Annotated in this window: 16 protein-coding genes, 1 pseudogene and 1 riboswitch; of the genes and pseudogenes, 6 read left to right on the top strand and 11 right to left on the bottom strand. The window is 72.8% G+C overall.

The annotated features are described in order from the left end of the window. Nucleotides 1-18 precede the first annotated feature (18 nt). Nucleotides 19-405 (bottom strand): PPOX class F420-dependent oxidoreductase, encoded by a 387-nt coding sequence (locus AC07C1_RS13055; RefSeq protein WP_478938753.1) that lies wholly within the window; start codon nt 403-405, stop codon nt 19-21. 66 nt (nt 406-471) lie between these two features. Then, the gene (locus AC07C1_RS13050) at nt 472-1,650 is read right to left on the bottom strand and encodes a MalY/PatB family protein (protein ID WP_478938752.1); all 1,179 of its coding nucleotides are present in this window, start codon (nt 1,648-1,650) and stop codon (nt 472-474) included. A 232-nt stretch (nt 1,651-1,882) separates the two neighbouring features. On the opposite strand from AC07C1_RS13050, the gene AC07C1_RS13045 reads away from it, so the two are divergent. Both AC07C1_RS13045 and AC07C1_RS13040 read left to right on the top strand, forming a co-directional pair. Next, nucleotides 1,883-2,713, top strand: a complete 831-nt coding sequence (locus AC07C1_RS13045) for an SAM-dependent methyltransferase (RefSeq protein ID WP_478938751.1) — start codon at nt 1,883-1,885, stop codon at nt 2,711-2,713. Nucleotides 2,714-2,910: 197 nt separating this feature from the next. Continuing rightward, entirely contained in the window at nt 2,911-4,293 is a 1,383-nt protein-coding gene (locus tag AC07C1_RS13040; protein WP_478938750.1) for a S1 family peptidase, read from the top strand. A 127-nt stretch (nt 4,294-4,420) separates the two neighbouring features. Here the strand turns inward: AC07C1_RS13040 and AC07C1_RS13035 are convergent, their stop codons facing one another. Beyond that, entirely contained in the window at nt 4,421-4,612 is a 192-nt protein-coding gene (locus AC07C1_RS13035) for a hypothetical protein (protein ID WP_478938749.1), read from the bottom strand. Nucleotides 4,613-4,881: 269 nt separating this feature from the next. Beyond that, on the bottom strand, nt 4,882-5,577 hold the full coding sequence (locus AC07C1_RS13030; protein WP_478938748.1) for a L,D-transpeptidase family protein: 696 nt from the start codon (nt 5,575-5,577) through the stop codon (nt 4,882-4,884). A gap of 228 nt (nt 5,578-5,805) precedes the next feature. Between AC07C1_RS13030 and AC07C1_RS13025 the strand changes: the two genes are divergently transcribed. Then, nucleotides 5,806-7,194: a pyridoxal phosphate-dependent decarboxylase family protein gene (locus tag AC07C1_RS13025; protein ID WP_478938747.1), complete on the top strand. Its 1,389-nt coding sequence runs from the start codon at nt 5,806-5,808 to the stop codon at nt 7,192-7,194. Nucleotides 7,195-7,235: 41 nt separating this feature from the next. On the opposite strand, the gene AC07C1_RS13020 is transcribed toward AC07C1_RS13025, so the two are convergent. The 5 genes from AC07C1_RS13020 to AC07C1_RS13000 all read right to left on the bottom strand — a co-directional run bounded on the left by AC07C1_RS13020 (nt 7,236) and on the right by AC07C1_RS13000 (nt 12,040). Next, entirely contained in the window at nt 7,236-8,027 is a 792-nt protein-coding gene (locus tag AC07C1_RS13020; RefSeq protein ID WP_478938746.1) for an SDR family NAD(P)-dependent oxidoreductase, read from the bottom strand. Between the two features lie 58 nt (nt 8,028-8,085). Further along, on the bottom strand, nt 8,086-9,000 hold the full coding sequence (locus tag AC07C1_RS13015) for an SDR family oxidoreductase (RefSeq protein WP_478938745.1): 915 nt from the start codon (nt 8,998-9,000) through the stop codon (nt 8,086-8,088). An 81-nt stretch (nt 9,001-9,081) separates the two neighbouring features. After that, nucleotides 9,082-9,711 carry an MBL fold metallo-hydrolase gene (locus AC07C1_RS13010; RefSeq protein WP_478938744.1) on the bottom strand — a complete coding sequence of 210 codons (630 nt, stop codon included), beginning with the start codon at nt 9,709-9,711 and terminating at the stop codon, nt 9,082-9,084. Beyond that, a complete protein-coding gene (locus AC07C1_RS13005; protein ID WP_478938743.1) occupies nt 9,711-10,799 on the bottom strand; it encodes an S-(hydroxymethyl)mycothiol dehydrogenase in 1,089 nt (362 codons plus the stop codon). Before AC07C1_RS13005 ends, AC07C1_RS13010 begins: the two co-directional genes overlap by 1 nt. An 845-nt stretch (nt 10,800-11,644) precedes the next feature. Continuing rightward, nucleotides 11,645-12,040, bottom strand: a complete 396-nt coding sequence (locus AC07C1_RS13000; protein WP_478938742.1) for a hypothetical protein — start codon at nt 12,038-12,040, stop codon at nt 11,645-11,647. 292 nt (nt 12,041-12,332) lie between these two features. On the opposite strand from AC07C1_RS13000, the gene AC07C1_RS12995 reads away from it, so the two are divergent. Next, nucleotides 12,333-12,698: a nuclear transport factor 2 family protein gene (locus AC07C1_RS12995; RefSeq protein ID WP_478938741.1), complete on the top strand. Its 366-nt coding sequence runs from the start codon at nt 12,333-12,335 to the stop codon at nt 12,696-12,698. Nucleotides 12,699-12,877: 179 nt separating this feature from the next. Then, nucleotides 12,878-12,958, top strand: a riboswitch (ZMP/ZTP riboswitch). Between the two features lie 27 nt (nt 12,959-12,985). After that, a complete protein-coding gene (locus AC07C1_RS12990; RefSeq protein ID WP_478938740.1) occupies nt 12,986-13,834 on the top strand; it encodes a bifunctional 5,10-methylenetetrahydrofolate dehydrogenase/5,10-methenyltetrahydrofolate cyclohydrolase in 849 nt (282 codons plus the stop codon). 3 nt (nt 13,835-13,837) lie between these two features. Here AC07C1_RS12990 and AC07C1_RS12985 read toward each other — a convergent pair whose 3' ends face one another. Both AC07C1_RS12985 and AC07C1_RS12980 read right to left on the bottom strand, forming a co-directional pair. Next, a complete protein-coding gene (locus AC07C1_RS12985; RefSeq protein ID WP_478938739.1) occupies nt 13,838-14,908 on the bottom strand; it encodes a CU044_5270 family protein in 1,071 nt (356 codons plus the stop codon). A gap of 616 nt (nt 14,909-15,524) precedes the next feature. Next, a pseudogene (locus AC07C1_RS12980) lies at nt 15,525-16,025 on the bottom strand (RNA polymerase sigma factor); the annotation flags it as partial. Between the two features lie 49 nt (nt 16,026-16,074). Here AC07C1_RS12980 and AC07C1_RS12975 point away from each other — a divergent pair. Continuing rightward, nucleotides 16,075-16,478: cbb3-type cytochrome c oxidase subunit I (locus tag AC07C1_RS12975; protein ID WP_478938738.1), on the top strand; the 404-nt coding region annotated here is incomplete at its 3' end.

The raw sequence follows: 16,478 nt of genomic DNA, 5'->3' as shown, positions 1-16,478 counted from the left end.
GCCGTGCCCGGGTGGCCCTCAGTCCGGCAGGGCCACCCGGATGCCCACCGTGCCGTCCAGGCCGCGTCGCAGCCGGCTGCCCAGCAGGGTCAGGCGGCCGACGAGGCCGTACTTGCGGGCGATGAGATCGCGGTAGCGGGCGGTGGTGGCCGGGTCGGCGATCTCGGCGGTGGCCGGCAGCTGGTCGCCGGTGGGGTTGCCGCGCAGATCGCAGGGGCCGACGAGGACGTCGGGGCGGCGCCGGATCCGCTTGACCTTGAAGCTGTCGGCGGCCGTCCAGACCCCCAGGGTGGCACCGTCCCGGACCACCCACACGGGGGTGGCGACCGCGGTGCCGTTCTTGCGGTAGCTGGTCACCAGCAGGTACTTCCCGGAGCCGAGCCGCTCCAGCCGCGTGTCGTCCATGTCCGGCAGTCTAGGAGGCCACCCGCCTGCCGCGGAGGGCCGGATGTCCGGAAGCGGGCCATCCGGTCACGACAGCGCCGCCGCCATGCGCCGTACGCCCTCGGTGAGGATCTCGGGCGAGGTGGCCAGGTTCAGGCGTACGTGCCCCGCGCCGCCGGTGCCGAAGGGCAGGCCGGAGCTGAGGGCGACCCGGCCGCAGTCGAGGAACACCTGGGCGGGGTCGTCACCGAGGCCGAGTGCGCGGCAGTCCAGCCAGGCGAGGTAGGTGGCCTCGGCGGCGTGGAGGCGGATGGCCGGCAGGCCGTCGGCGAGCAGGCCGGTGAGCAGGCGCCGGTTGGCCTCGATGCCGGCCAGCAGGGCGTCGAGCCAGCCGGTGGTGTCCCGCAGGGCGGCGGTGTGGGCGATGACGCCGAGGTGGCTGGGGCCGTGGCCGACCTCCTCGGGGAGGAGGTCGAGGTCGGCGGCGGCCGCGGGCCCGGCCAGGGCGAGGGCGGCCTTCAGGCCGGCCAGGTTCCAGCCCTTGCTCGCCGACATCAGGGACAGGCCGCGTTCGGCACCGGGCACGCTCAGGTAGGGCACGAAGGTGACGCCGGGGGCGACGAGCGGGGCGTGGATCTCGTCCGCGACGACCCGGACGCCGTACCGTTCGGCGAGGCCGGCGACGGCCGCCAGTTCGGTGGCGGTGTGCACGGTGCCGGTGGGGTTGTGCGGGCTGCACAGCAGGTAGGCGGCGCGGCCGCCGCCCGCCGTCGCCTCCCGGAAGGTCTCCTCCAGCGAGGCCGAGTCGATCCGCAGATCGGCGCCGAGCGGGTCCTCGACCACCCGGCGGTCCATATGGGTGACGAACTGGAAGAACGGCGGATACACCGGTGAGTTGACGATGACGGGATCGCCGGGCCCGGTGACCAGTTTGAGCATCTCGACCACCCCGAGCATCACGTCCGGAACGATCGCGGTGCGCTCGACGGCGATACCGCGCCAGTCCCAGCGTTCGGCTGCGAACGCGGCGAGCGCCTCGGCGTAGGCGGTGCCGGCGGGGTACCCGGTGTCGCCGAGGGCGAGCGCCTCGGTGACGGCGCGGATGACGGGTTCGGCGAGCGGGACGTCCATCTCGGCCACCCACAGCGGCAGCACGTCCTCGGGGTAGGTGCGCCATTTCATGCTCGTACGACGTCGCAGCCGCGCCAGGTCGAGGGCGCGCAGCGGGTCCGGTTCGCCGGGGGTGTCGTGCGCAGTGCTGGTCATGGGGCTCAAGATAGGGGGCTGTGGCGTCTGCGGGAACGCGGACACGGGCCCGGAAGGGCGGTCGTTCCCGGGGGTCCCGCGTCGGGCCGGGTCGGTCCGGGGGGAGACGGCGAACCGGGCGGGCAGCGGCCCGTCGCTGGAAAACCCCGGACGGGCGACGGAGATCAACTCGGCCGTCTAGATTGCGTCGTGAACGCTGTCATCGCCCTCTGGCATCCAGGAGCTGACCCTCGTGACCGACAACCCGGCAGCCGCCAACGACGTGGCCGTGTCGCTGCGCGCCCGCATCAACACCGGCCAGCCGCACACCGCCCGGATCTGGAACTACTGGCTCGGCGGCAAGGACAACTACGAGGTCGACCGCGCGGCCGGCGACCAGATACGCCAACTGCACCCGGGCATCGGGGAGTACGCGCGTGCCGACCGGCTGTTCCTCGGCCGTGCCGTGCGGCACCTGGTCGGTGAGGTGGGCATCCGGCAGTTCCTGGACATCGGCACCGGCCTGCCCACCGCCGACAACACGCACGAGGTCGCCCAGGGCATCGCCCCGGAGTCCCGGATCGTGTACGTCGACAACGACCCGCTGGTCCTGGCCCACGCGCGGGCCCTGCTGACCAGCACGCCCGAAGGCCGTACGGACTATCTGGACGAGGACCTGCGCAACGTCGACGCGATCCTGGAACACGCCGCACGGACACTGGACTTCACCGAGCCGGTGGCCCTGATGCTGCTCGGCGTCGTCATCTTCGTCGGTGACGAGGAGGACCCGTACGGTCTCGTACGGCAGTTGGTGGACCGGCTGCCGTCGGGCAGTCACCTGGTGCTGTCGCACACCGTCACCAGCCCGTCGATGCCGGACGTGGACGAGGCGGTGAAGTTCTGGAACGAGCACGGCACCCCGAGGCTGACCCAGCGCACCCCCGAGGACGTGGCCCGGTTCTTCGACGGTCTGGACCTGCTGGAGCCGGGCGTGGTGTCCTGCTCCCGCTGGCGTCCGGACCACGCCCACGGGGGCGAGCCGGAGGAGGTCGCCATGTTCGGCGGCGTGGCCCGCAAGAACTGAGCACCGCGATCGAGCACCGTGCGAACCGAGTCCGGCGGCGGGGAACGCCCGCCTCGGTGAAGGTCCGGGAGGATCACCGCCGTGGGTGAACGCCGCCGCCGCCGGCTCCGTATGGAGGAACGGGCCCTCGACGATCCGAGGGCTCCGCGATGCCGAGACGGGCATCGTGCCTCCGGGTTCGGCTTCGGGAGCCATGCATGCGGCACGCACGACGACGGGTCGTCCGGCGAGTGACACGGCTGGCGGCGGTCGGCGGACTCCTCCTGGGAGGCGCGATGGTCGCCCAGGCGGCCATGGCGAGCGAGACGCCTCCGGCCTCCGCCAGACCGCTCAGCTCCGGTGGCGCCGGGGACACCGGCGCCGCGCTGGTGGCGCGGCTCGGCACCGCGCGGACGGCGGGCAGCTGGATCGACGCGGCCGGGCGGCCGGTCGTGGCGGTGACCGACGACGCGGCGGCCCGGGCGGTACGGCGGGCGGGGGCCGAGGCGAAGGTCGTCTCCCACAGCATGAACGAACTCAAGTCGGCCACGGCCACGCTGCGTTCGGCGCCACGCGTGGCCGGCACGGCGTGGGCGGTGGACTACCGCACCAACCGGGTCATGGTGCGGGCGGACAGTACGGTCTCCGCCGACGACTGGTCCCGGATGACGCAGGTGGCCACGCGAATCGGTGGTTTCGTGCACATGGAACGCATGAAGGGCACCTTCACCACGCGGCTGAACGGTGCTCAGCCGATCCTGTCGACGGGCGGCCGCTGCTCGGCGGGCTTCAACGTCACCAACGGGCAGCGCGACTTCATCCTGACGGCCGGTCACTGCGGTCCCGCCGGATCCACCTGGTTCGCCGACAACCAGGGCGACCAGCAGCTCGGCACGACCGTCAACAGCGCCTTCCCCGGCAACGACTTCTCCCTCGTGCAGTACGCCTCCGGCAAGGCCGGTGCGGGCGCCGACGTCGTCGCGATCGGCGGTGGCAAGGGTGTGCGCATCACCGGGGCCGCGGATCCGGCGGTGGGGCAGCGGGTCTTCCGCAGCGGCAGCACCAGCGGACTGCACGACGGCCAGGTCACCGCGCTGAACGCCACCGTCAACTACCCGGAGGGGACGGTCACCGGGCTCATCGAGACCAATGTGTGCGCCGAACCGGGCGACAGCGGCGGCCCGCTGTTCTCCGAGGGCATCGCACTCGGTGTGACCTCGGGCGGCAACGGTGACTGCACGACCGGCGGGACGACGTTCTTCCAGCCGGTGAGCAAGGCGATGACGGCCCTCGGGGTCCGGCTGATCGCGTCGGCGCAGAACGCGGGCGGGGCCCAGAGCGCACCGCCCTCCCCCGCCCCGCCGGGATCCGCCTCGCAGGGGGCGATGGCTCCCAGCGCGGCCTCGCCCGGCTCCTCGGCGCCGGTCACGGGCACAGCGGAGGGCAGGACCCTGCTGGCTCGGCTGACCGACACCCGGAACATCGGGCCGGGCCTGCTGGTCATCGCGGGCAGTCTGATCGCGCTGGTCGCGACCCGGTTCATCCGGGCCGAGCAGGACCGCAAGGCGTATCAGCGGTACTACTCGGCGACGTGGGGCTGACGGGGGGCGGCCGGGTCGGGGCCCAGGGGGCTTCCACGGCCCGGTGCGGGCCCGGAGGTGTGACGAGAAGGGCACCCGTGCGCTGACGGGTGCCCGGGACGGAACGGCGCGGTGCGCGCCGGGTGGGTCAGGCCGCCCGGTGCGACTGCGACTGCGGGGCCGCGGCGGCCCACTCCAGAACGAGGCGCTGGTACTCCGCGCGCTGCTCGGTGGTCAGTGTCCCGCCCGACCGGAGCCACAGGGCCCGGATCTCCTCGTTGACCTCCGCGGCCGATCGCTCGGAGGCGGTTGCAACAGTGGTGGACATGCTGTGAAGCATATGCCGGTCGAGGTGAAGGCGCTGTGAGTAAGTACACCGGATGCGGACATTTCGGACCGTGTTGCTCATCACGTCAATCTGTCAAGCCACAGGGTGAGTTCACACCTCGATCGGGGCTCGGCGACGCCTCATCCGAAGGTGCCGATGGTGCCGGTGGTGACCAAGGACACAGCGCCGCCCCGCTCGCGGCCGGGGCCGAGGGGGCCGTGCGGGCCGGCGTTCCCGCGCCCGCCCGCACGGCTCTCCTGAAGCATCCGGGGCGTGAGGGCTCAGGTGCCCGGCTTGCGGCCGTAGACGAAGACGTCGTCGCCGTTCTTCAGCAGCGACCAGTACTTCTTGGCTTCCGTCGGGGTCATGTTGACGCAGCCGTGCGAGCCCGGCGGGTTCCACATGCTCAGGCCCACCGAGTGGAAGGCCTGGCCGCCGTCGAAGAACTGGCTGTAAGGCATCGGCACGTCGTAGATGTTCGAGACGTGGTCGATGTCACGCCAGTAGATCTTCTTCAGACCGGTGCGGGTCTCGTAGCCGTCGCGACCGGTGCGCACCGGCACGGGGCCGTGGACGAGCTTGTTGCCGTCCTGGATCCAGCTGAGCTGGAGCGTGAGGTTCACACAGGCGATCCGGCCCTTGTTCACCGGGCACTTGCCGTCCTTGTTCGGCTTGTTCCCGACGGCCTTCTGCTTGTTCATGAGGTCCATCACGCCCCAGGTGACGGGCCCCGCGTAGCCGATGTCGGGCGTGATGCCGTGCTTGTCCTGGAAGGCCTGGACGGCCTTGCAGTCGGCGGCGGACTGCTTGCCGTCGACCGGGCGGCCCAGGAACTTCTCCACCTGCTTCTGGTACGGCCCCGCCTGCGTGGTGCAGCTCGCGGCCTGGGCCGGTGCCGCGGTGAAGGCGAGCGCGAGCGGCGCCACCAGCCCGGTGACGCCGAGCGCCACCACACCTCGACTACGTATATCCCCCATAACGGACACTTCCCTTTCTCCCCTTTTCCCCAGGGCCTCCCCGGGGTTCCCCCTGCGCGATTCCCGCGACATCCGACTACTAGACCTGCCCGGGAAGGCCATGGTTGTGGTTCCGGTCAGGCTGTGACGAAACGGTGAACTTCGTCACGGGCCTCCCCACTGCCCCCGGTCCAGTCATCCCAGATTGGACCGGGTGGGCGGTTCATCCCCCGGTCTACGCTGCGGCGCATGCACCCCGCACTCGCCGATGACCTCTCCCGGCTCCCCGAACTCCTGCAGTCCGTGCGCGACTTCGCCGCCCGTGAGGTGGCGGGGCTGGCCGAGCGGCCGGTCGCCGCGTCCGGCCGGGCGCCCGAGCCCGCTCCCCTGCCGGCCGAGGGCGCGGGTGGGGACGCCGCCCTGGCGCGGTTCGCCGAGCGGTGGGCGGCCGGCTTCTCCGGCTCGGCCGGGCCCCGTTACCTGGGCTTCGTCACCGGCGGCGCGACGCCCGCCTCGGCCGCCGGGGACTGGCTGACGTCCGCGTACGACCAGAACCTGTCCGGGGCCGGCGGTTCGTGGGCGCGGGAACTGGAGCGGGAGACGGTGTCCTGGCTGCGCGAGCTGTTCGGGCTGAGCGAAGCGCACAGCGGGGCGTTCGTGACCGGCGCGACCGTGTCGAACACGGTCGGGCTGGCGATCGGCCGGGAGTGGCTCGGTGAGCGGCTGCACGTGGACGTCTCCCGGGAGGGTACGGCCGCGCTGGGCCCGGTCGACGTGCTCTCCGGCAGCCCGCACTCCAGCATCACCAAGGCGATGTCGGTGCTGGGCATCGGCCGGGACCGGCTGCGGCGGGTGCCGTTGCTGCCCGGCGACCGGGAGGCCGTCGACGTGGCCGCGCTGGAGGCGGCGCTGACCGAGCGGGACGGCCGGCCGGCGATCGTCGTCGCGAACGCGGGCACCGTGGACACCGTCGACTTCGACGATCTGCGGTCGATCGCCGCGCTGAAGGAACACTACGACTTCTGGCTGCACGTGGACGCGGCGTTCGGCGGCTTCGCCGCGCTCTCCCCCGCGTACGCGTCCCTGGTCGACGGTCTCGACGCGGCCGACTCGGTCTGCGTGGACCTGCACAAGTGGCTCAACGTCCCCTACGACGCGGCCGTGCAGTTCACCCGGCGCCGTGATCTGCAGGTGGCGGTGTTCCACAACGCGTCGCCCTACCTGGGCCTGCCGGGCGGCGACCCGGACTTCCTGCACCTGACTCCCGAGAACTCCAGGCGGCTGCGCGCCCTGCCCACGTGGTTCTCGCTGGTGGCCTACGGGCGGGCCGGGCACCGGGAGATCGTCGAGCGGAACGTGACGCTGGCCCGGCGGCTCGGCGAGGGAATCGACGCCCTGCCCGGTCTGCGCCTGCTCGCGCCGGTCCGGCTCAACGTCGTCTGCTTCACCCTCGCCGAGGACCCCACACCGGAACGGGTGGACGCGCTGTCGCGGGCGGTCGCCGAGTCCGGGCAGGCGTATGTGACGACGACGGTGTACGACGGGGTACCCGGGCTGCGGGCCGCGTTCAGCAACTGGCGCACCACCGAGGCCGATACCGGGCGCGTGCTGGACGCGCTGGCGGCGGCCTCGGGGTGACGCCAGGGCGCCGGGCGTGCTGCCCGGGGCGCGGCCGGCCCTCAGGACGAGTGCCCCACGGCCGCGTGGAAGCCGGTGTTCACCGCGGTCAGGCCGCCGTCGACCACAAGGGAGGTGCCGGTGATCCAGGCGGCGTCGCGGGAGGCGAGGAAGGCGACCGCGGCGGCGATGTCCTCGGGCTCCCCGACCCGGCCGAGCGGGTACAGGGCCCGCACGGCGCCGAGGTCGTCGTCGCGCCCTTCCCACGCCGAGGTCCGGACCGTGCCCGGCACCACGAGGTTCACCCGGACACCCCGGGCCGCCGCGTGTCCGGCGAGGGTCCGGGTGAGGGAGCCGAGGCCGGCCTTGGCGGCGCTGTAGGCGTGGTTGCCGAAGTCCTGCATGCCGTTGACGGACCCGATGCTCACGATCGCCCCGCGTCCGGAGGCGGCGAGGTGCGGCAACGCGGCGCGGCAGCAGCGGTGGGCGCCGGTGAGGGTGATGTCGAGATCGAGCGCCCACGCCTCGTCGGGGTCGTCCTCGAACAGCGGGGTGTCCGGCGTGCAGTGGGCGGCACAGTTGACCAGCACGTCGAGCGAACCGCAGGCCGCCACGGTACGGGCGACGGCCGCGTCGACGGAGGCGCGGTGGGCCACGTCACAGGCGAACGCCTCGACGGCGAGGCCCCGTTGGCGCAGCGCGGCCGCGGTCCGTTCGGCCTCGGGCAGATCCCGGTCGGTGACCAGGACCCGGCCCCCCTCCTCGGCGAGCCGGCGGGCGACGGCGGCACCGATACCGCGGGCCGCGCCCGTGACGAGAACTCCGTGTCCTGCGAAGCGGGTGTGATCGGTCATGGGCCGACCGTACGGCTCCGGGTTCGCCCTTTCACCGGAACCGGGGGAACCCCGCGGCTCAGCGATACCCGGTGACGTCCGCCGGCTTGCCCGCGTCCTGCACCTCGACCAGGTACCGCCAGGCGTCGGGGCGGCTGCCGTCGAGGTCGGTGAAGCCGTACACCCGGGCCAGTCCGCCGCTGGAGAGGGACTGCCCGTTGAAACGGTCCACCTCGGGGTCGGCGGCCAGGGCGGCGACGGCACGGCCGGCGAAACGGGGGGTCTCGGAGATGGCGAAGTGCGGGACGGAGTCGAGAGCGTCGCGCCAGTTGTCCTCGCGGACGCCGAACTCGTCGAGCATGATCTCCGAGCGCAGCCAGCCCGGGGTCAGCGCCACCGCCGTGGCACCCCGTGAGCCCAGTTCGTGACCGAGGGCGAAGGCCATGCGCAGGACGGAGGCCTTGGCGAGGTCGTAGAAGAAGTTCACCCGGTAGGTGTCGCGGTTGTAGTCGGCGGTGCCGTCGGTGACCTCCACGACCAGGCCGCCGGGGTGCCGGAGCAGGAGCGGCAGCGCGTAGTGGCTGGTGACGGCGTGCGTCTCGACGGCGAGCAGGAGCAGTCTGAGCCCGTTGTCGAGGTCGTGCTCCCACACCGGGGTGTCCCACGCGAAGAGCTTCTCGCCGCCCCAGATGTCGTTGACGAGGAGGTCGAGGCGGCCCTGCTCGTCCGCGATGCGGTCCACCAGGGCCCGTACGGCGGTCTTGTCCAGGTGGTCGGCCACTACGGCGATGCCGTGACCGCCGGCCGCCGTGACGAGGTCGGCGGTGTCCTCGATCGTCTCGGGGCGGTCGTACTCCGAGCGGTGGGCACGGGTGCTGCGGCCGGTGACGTAGACGGTGGCGCCGGCCGCGCCGAGTTCAACGGCGATCCCGCGTCCGGCGCCCCGGGTCGCCCCGGCCACCAGTGCGACCTTGCCCTCCAGCGGTCCTGACATGTCCGGCCTCCTGTGCGGTACGACTGCTGTCGTCCTCCACTGTCCCGGGAAAGCCGGACATCTCTTGTCGCCTTTGGGTCGTCAGTGCCCCCGCTCGATCCACTCCTCCAGGTGGGGTGCCTCGGCGCCGATGGTGGTGGGGTCGCCATGGCCGGTGAGGACCTTGGTCTCCGGCGGCAGGGTGAGGAGGCGGTCGCGGACGGAGTCGATGATCGTCGGGAAGTTGGAGTAGGAGCGTCCGGTCGCTCCCGGGCCGCCCCGGAAGAGGGTGTCGCCGGTGAAGACGGTGCCGAGGCCGGGGTCGTACAGGCAGACGGCGCCGGGGGCGTGTCCGGGGGTGTGCAGGACGGTCAGGTCGGCGCCGGCGGTCTCGATGACCTGGCCGTCGACGAGGTGCCGGTCGGGGTCGCGGTCCGGGTGGGTCAGCTTCCACAGCGGCAGGTCGTCGGGGTGCAGCCAGATGACGGCGCCGGTGAGGTCGGCGAGGGCGGGGGCGGCGTCGATGTGGTCGTTGTGGGCGTGGGTGCACACGATGGCGCTCAGCCGGCGGCCGGCCACGGCCTCGGCGATGGCCTCGGCGTCGTGGGCGGCGTCGATGACGATCACTTCGCGTTCGTCACCGACGATCCACACGTTGTTCTCGACGTCCCAGGTGCCGCCGTCGAGGGTGAACTGTCCCGAGGTGACCAGTCGTTCGATGCGCGTGGTCATCACAGCACCACCACCGAGCGCAGCACGTCGCCGTGGTGCATCCGCTCGAAGGCCTTCTCCACCTCGTCCAGTTGGATGGTCTCGGTGACGAACGCGTCGAGCGGCAGCCGGCCTTGCAGATGCAGGTCGATGAGCATGGGGAAGTCACGGGAGGGCAGGCAGTCGCCGTACCAGGACGACTTCAGCGCGCCGCCGCGGCCGAAGACGTCCAGCAGCGGCAGTTCGAGCTTCATCTCGGGAGTGGGGACGCCGACGAGGACGACGGTGCCGGCGAGGTCGCGGGCGTAGAAGGCCTGTTTGTAGGTCTCGGGGCGGCCGACGGCCTCGATGACCACGTCGGCGCCGAAGCCGCCGGTCAGCTCGCGGATCGCCTCGACCGGGTCGTTCTTCCGGGAGTTGACGGTGTGGGTGGCGCCCAGGGTCCGGGCCTTGTCCAGCTTGCGGTCGTCGATGTCCACGGCGATGATCTTCGCCGCGCCGGCCAGGTTCGACCCGGCGATGGCCGCGCCGCCCACGCCGCCGCAGCCGATGACGGCGACCGAGTCGCCCCGGCCGACGCCTCCGGTGTTGATCGCGGCCCCGATGCCGGCCATCACCCCACAGCCCAGCAGCCCGGCGACCGCCGGGGAGACCGCCGGGTCGACCTTGGTGCACTGCCCCGCGGCGACCAGCGTCTTCTCGGCGAACGCGCCGATACCGAGCGCCGGGGAGAGTTCCTGCCCGGTGGCGGCGAGGGTCATCTTCTGCTCGGCGTTGTGCGTGTCGAAGCAGTACCAGGGCCGGCCACGCAGACAGGCCCGGCAGTTGCCGCACACGGCACGCCAGTTCAGGACGACGAAGTCACCGGGTGCCACGTCGGTGACGCCCTCGCCTACCGACTCCACGACACCGGCGGCCTCGTGGCCGAGGAGGAAGGGGAAGTCGTCGGAGATGCCGCCCTGCTTGTAGTGCAGGTCGGTATGGCAGACACCGCAGGCCTGGACCCGTACGACGGCTTCACCGGGACCGGGGTCCGGCACCACGATCGTCTCGATCCGTACCGGCTCGTCCTTGCCCGGTGCGATCACGCCGCGTACTTCCTGCGCCATGGCCTGGCCCCTTCCTACGATTGCCTTCCCTGCCGACCCTACGCGCGACCGATCGGTAGCGGGGCGGACCACGAGGGTGATCGTGGATCTTTCCGGCCACCGGCGGCGGCGGGCGGTCCACCGCCGGTCACCCGGGGTTCTCGGAGACGACGTCGGGTTCGGTGCCGGCGGGCCCGAAGACCGCGCTGACCGCGCCCTTGTGCCTGGTCTGTCCGCACCCGCCCGGGCATGTCTGCCTGGAAGGCCCGGATCGGCAGGTGAACTCCGGGCGCTTCTCGCGGTGTTCACCGGTTTCCTGGACGAGGTCCGCGCGTGCCTCGATCCGTATCCGCAACTGCCGTGGACAGGGGTGCTGTTCGCGGCGGACGGCACAGCCACCACGGCGCTGCCGGACCGGGTGTCGTGGTGCCGGTCCGGCGCTCTTCACGCTCCAGGTGGCGCGGTACCTGCTGCCGCGCGGCCGGGGCGTCCGGCCGGACATGGTGTTCGGCCAGGCGGCCGGGCCGATGGCGGTCGATCACGCCACGGGCGTCTTCTCCATGGCGGGCGCCGGCCACGCGGTCGGCATCCCGGCGCGGCTGCTGGGGCGGCCTCCCCCGGCCCGGCAGCGGACCCCCGCGACCCGGCCCGGCCCTCCACGCCTACGGCTGTACGCCGACCACCCTCCACCCGCGGGCGCCGCGTCTCCCCCTCTCTCCGGCCTCACCGGCCGCCCGGTGGGCTCCGAGACGGCCGAGCCGGCGTTCTGGGTGTCACCGGGCGCCTGTCCGGTTCGCGGAAGGCGGCCGGCCGGCTGCACGGGGACGGCGCCCGCGCCTGGCTGGAGCCGGGCCCTGGCGACCCGCTCACCCGGATGCTGCCCGACTGCCTGCCAGGCGCCCAGGCGTCGGCCTTCGCCCTGGTCCGGAACGGGCAGGCGCCGCGGGAGCGGACCGGCGTGACGTGACGGCGGACGGGACGCCACGGCCGCGGGGCCGCGGGGCCGCGACAACGGTGAGGGCCGTCCCGGCCGGGACGGCCCTCGTGCCCAGGTGCGGACGCCAGTGGACGGCGGGCAGCAGACCGAGCACGGGCGCGGCGGGGGCGATGAGCTGCTCCAGCTGGTTCAGCTGGTTCAGCTGGTTCAGCTGGTTCAGCTCGTTGAGGTGTTTCGCCGCCTGCAACTGCTCGGAGACCCGCGGGAGCCGGTCCTTCTCCGGTGCCGGGATGCCACTGGTGGCGAGCGAGTCCAGCGTGGTCATCGCGCCGAGCTTCCCGACGAGCGGTGCGCCGGCGTCGGCCGCGTTCGCCGACGGTGCGGCGAGGCCCGCGACCCCGACGGCCAGACCGACGGTGCGGCGATGCGTCGTGTTGAGATCATGCCCTCAGCAAACGGCGGCGGGCCCCGGCCGGACACGGGGGACGGGCCGCGCTCACCCGTGAGGCGGAGCGCGCCGCCCGCGCTTGCCGCGGCCGCCGGGCCGGAGGAGTCTCGAAGGTGGGGCCCGAGCGGTCCGTTCCACGTCGGGCCGCGGGCGCCCGAAGGAGGTCACCATGGGCACCACGACAGGCTCCGCCTTCGACGCCGAGACACTGCGCCGGGGCATAGAAGGGAACACCGGAAACACCCTTCTGTCGCTCTACGCCGACGACGCGAAGATCCGCATCGTCGACCACAACAACCAGCCCAGCCACCCCACCGTGCTGAACGGCCGGGGCCAGATAGCCGAGTTGCTGGACGACATCTACAGCCGCGACATGACACACAAACTGGAGCAGTGTGTCGTACAGGGCGACCGCGCCGCCTTCAGCGAGTCCTGCGAGTACGGGGACGGCACCCGGGTTCTCGCCGAGTCGATGGTCACCTTGCGTGACGGGAAGATCGCCGATCAGCTGATCATCCAGGCTTGGGACGAGTAGGCACTTCCGGGCATGGCCGGCGGCCGGGGAAGGTCGCGAGGGTCCAGGTCAGCGCCACGGCTGACCTGGACCTTCTCGGCCCGGGCGGACCTGGTCCTGGCCCGCTGGGGCGCCTTCGGCGGGGAGCGCCGCCCGCGCCGGACGGGACGGACCCCTCGTACGCACACTCGGTTACCCTGTACCCGGGCCGTGACTGGCGCTGAGGTGGAGAACCACCGGGGAGCGGCCCGTGGTGGATGCCGCGCGCCTGGGCGAGGAGAAGTCGAGCCAGCTCAGGAGTGTGCAGCATGACCCAGGCCCGTCTCATGGACGGCACCGCCCTCGCCCGCCGTATCGTCGAGGACACCGCGAAGAAGGCCGCCGACCTCACCGGCCGGACGGGCAGCGCGCCCTGTCTCGCGACCGTGCTGGTCGGCGAGGACCCGGCGTCCGTGACGTACGTCCGCATGAAGCAGAACCGTTGCCGCAAGGCCGGCATCGAGTCGCGCCATGTGGCGCTGCCCGCGGCCACGACGACCGCCGAACTCGTCGGCACCCTGCGCCGGTTGTCGGCCGATCCCCGGGTGCACGGAATTCTGCTCCAGCACCCGGTCGGCGACCACATCGACGAGCGGGCCGCGTTCGAGGCCATCGCGCCGGAGAAGGACGTCGACGGCGTCACCTTCGCCTCGTTCGCCACGATGAGCTTCGGCCTGCCGGGGTTCGTCTCGTGCACGCCCGGCGGCATCCTGCGGCTGCTCGACGAGTACGGCGTCGACCCGGCCGGGAAGCGGGCGGTGGTGGTGGGCCGCAGTGCGATCCTCGGGAAGCCGGTGGGCATGCTGCTGCTGGCCCGGGACGCGACCGTGACGTACTGTCACTCGCGCACCCGGGACCTGTCGGCGGCGGTCCGCGAGGCCGACATCGTCGTCGCCGCCGTCGGCCGGCCGCGGCTGATCCGCGGGCAGGACATCAAACCCGGCGCGGTCGTGATCGACGCCGGCTACAACGCGGGGAACGTCGGCGACATCGACTTCGACTCGGCCGTGGAGCGGGCCTCGCTGATCACGCCGGTGCCGGGCGGCGTCGGTCCGATGACCATCGCCACGCTGCTGGAGCAGACCGTCGAGGCCGCCGCCCGGCAGCTCGGGGCGTAGGGGTCAGCGCATCCAGGCGCTGTAGTCCATCACGTCACCGGCCTTCACCCCGTACTCGGGGTCGTCCCGGGTGAAGGTGGTCTCCAGGCCGAGGACGGCGCCGGTGCGCGGGTCGAGGATCAGCATCCGCCGGCCGCCCCCGCCGTCGCCCTCGTACGCGTATGCCTGTCCCGGGCGGCCCAGCCGGTCCGTCACCTGTCCCACGGGCCGCAGGCCGTCGGCTTCCGCGAGGACCCGCACCAGAGCCGCGGACTCCCGGGCACCGAGCGTCCAGTGGCCCAGCAACTCCGCGATGCCGTCGAGGAGTTCGAGGGTGTTCGGCGAGTCGGCGCGGACGGTTTCGGCGAGGTAGGCGCGCAGGGCGGCCGGGGTGTGCGGCGGGGGCGCCTCGGGCGGGGCATCACTCCAGCTCGGCGGGTACGTGGTCCGGCTGAGGACATGGCCGTCCGCGACCACACGCGGGTCGCCGCCCTCGTCGGTGACGACCGGGCGGCCGGGACGGCGCGGGTCGGTCGCCACGACCAGTTCGGTGTGGCTGTCGTCCGCCCGCCAGCGCACGACACGCTCCTCGGGGAGGGTGACGGGCGGTTCGCCGTCGCTCATGCTGAGGCTCCACGACTGCACGTGCGTGCCTTTTCGCAGTCCCGGCGAGCCGCCCGCAGCGGCAGCGTCCGCCAGTTCGGCGAGCTGCGCCAGCGGCACGGGCGCGGAGTGGGCGCGGACGGTCAGCGGCCGGGGCGCGGCGAGGGCGGGCTGGGTGTTCGGTCCGCCGAGCAGCGCGGCCAGGGCGGTCGCGAGGACGACCCCCGTGCCGGCGAGGCCCCACAGCAGCCGGGCGCGCGGCGTACGGCGCGTCGGGCGGGGCTGGTGCAGCGGGCGGGCGCGCGGCGTACGGCGCGTCGGGCGGGGCTGGTGCAGCAGGCGGGCGCGCGGCGTACGGCGCGTCGGGCGGGGCTGGTGCAGCAGGCGGTGCAGTTGCCGCTCGGCGCGGTGGTCCAGCGGGCCGTCGCCCAGGTGCGGGCCGTCCGTGGGGACCGGGTTGGCGTGGCGGAGGAGGTCGAGTTCGTCAGGCATGTCGGGGGTCCTTGCGCAGGCATGCGTCGGCAGTGGGCGCGGGGTACGGCGATCGCCGGCCGGAACCGTCCTCCCCGGCGGCCGCCGGGGCGTCGGAGCGGGCGCGATCCGTCGCCCGCCGACCGTCAGCGGGCAACTGCTCGGGCAGCGAGTCGACAGCCTGCACCGCGGGCACAGTACGGTGCTCGGGCGGGGAGCCGGTCGACGCCACCGCGGGCCGCGTGTGTTCGGGCAGCGAGTCGGCCCACGGCGCCGCAGGCCGCGTGCGGTGCCCGGGCGGCGAGTCGACCGACGTCACCCCAGGCCGAACGCGGTGCTCGGGAAACGAATCGCCAGCCGACACCGCAGGCCACGTGCGGTGCTCGGGCGGCGAGTCGACCGACGTCGCCCCAGGCCGAACGCGATGCTCGGGAAACGAATCGCCAGCCGACACCGCAGGCCACGTGCGGTGCTCGGGCGGCGAGTCGGCCCACGTCGCCCCAGGCCGAACGCGATGCTCGGGCGGCGAGTCGACCGACGTCGCCCCAGGCCGAACGCGATGCTCGGGCGGCGAGTCGACCGACGTCGCCCCAGGCCGAACGCGATGCTCGGGCGGCGAGTCGGTCGATGGTGCCGCAGGTCGTTCGCGGTCGATCTCGGCCCGCAGGCGGCGGCGCGCGCGGTGCAGGCGCATGGCCGCCGCGCGTCTGCCGCAGCCCAGGGCGACCGCTATCCCCTCGGTGTCGAGTTCCTCCCACGCGGCCAGGCGCAGCACCTCCTGGTCCGCCGGGGACAGCCGGTCCAGCGCCTCGTGCACCCAGGCGCCCGGAGCGTCGGCGTCGGGACTGTCCACGATGTGCCGGCCGTGCGCGGCCTCGTCGTTGCCGAGCCGGTCCACCAGCCGGCGCCGCCGCCCGTAGCCGCGTACCGCGTTCGCCAGGCAGTTCCGGGCCACCCCGTACAGCCAGGGCAGCGGCGCGTCCGGCAGGTCGTCGCGGCGCCGCCAGGCGACGGTGAACACCTCCGCCACCACTTCCTCCACCTCGCCGGCCCGCCCCTGAAGTCGCCTCGCGACATAGCGGCTGACCGCCCAGTAGTGCTCGCGATAGGCAGCGGCGAAGATGTCGTCGTTGCTCATGTTCGGTTGGTGTCCGGCACTCCCCGGATCGTCACACCCTTCTTCCGTGATGCTCCTCGCGCCGTCCGAGTGTGACCCACCGGCGGGGCGCGGACACAGGCGGGGCGTGAAGAGGATCAGAGACACCAGGGCCGTGCAGTGGCTCACCACCACCGACCACAAGACGATCGGAACGCTCTACTTGGTCACCGCGTTCGCGTTCTTCCTGATCGGTGGCGTGATGGCGTTGTTCATGCGTGCCGAGCTGGCCCGGCCGGGCCTGCAGATCATGTCGAACGAGCAGTACAACCAGGCGTTCACGATGCACGGCACGATCATGCTGCTGATGTTCGCGACGCCGCTGTTCGCCGGCTTCGCAAACTGGATCATGCCGCTGCAGATCGGCGCGCCGGACGTGGCGTTCCCGCGGCTGAACATGTTCGCCTACTGGCTGTACCTGTTCGGCTCGACCAT

The sequence above is a fragment of the Streptomyces sp. NPDC045022 genome, from assembly GCF_056432605.1.
The sequence above is the reverse complement of the archived record's forward strand: the minus strand, read 5'-3'. Positions and strand labels throughout refer to the sequence as shown.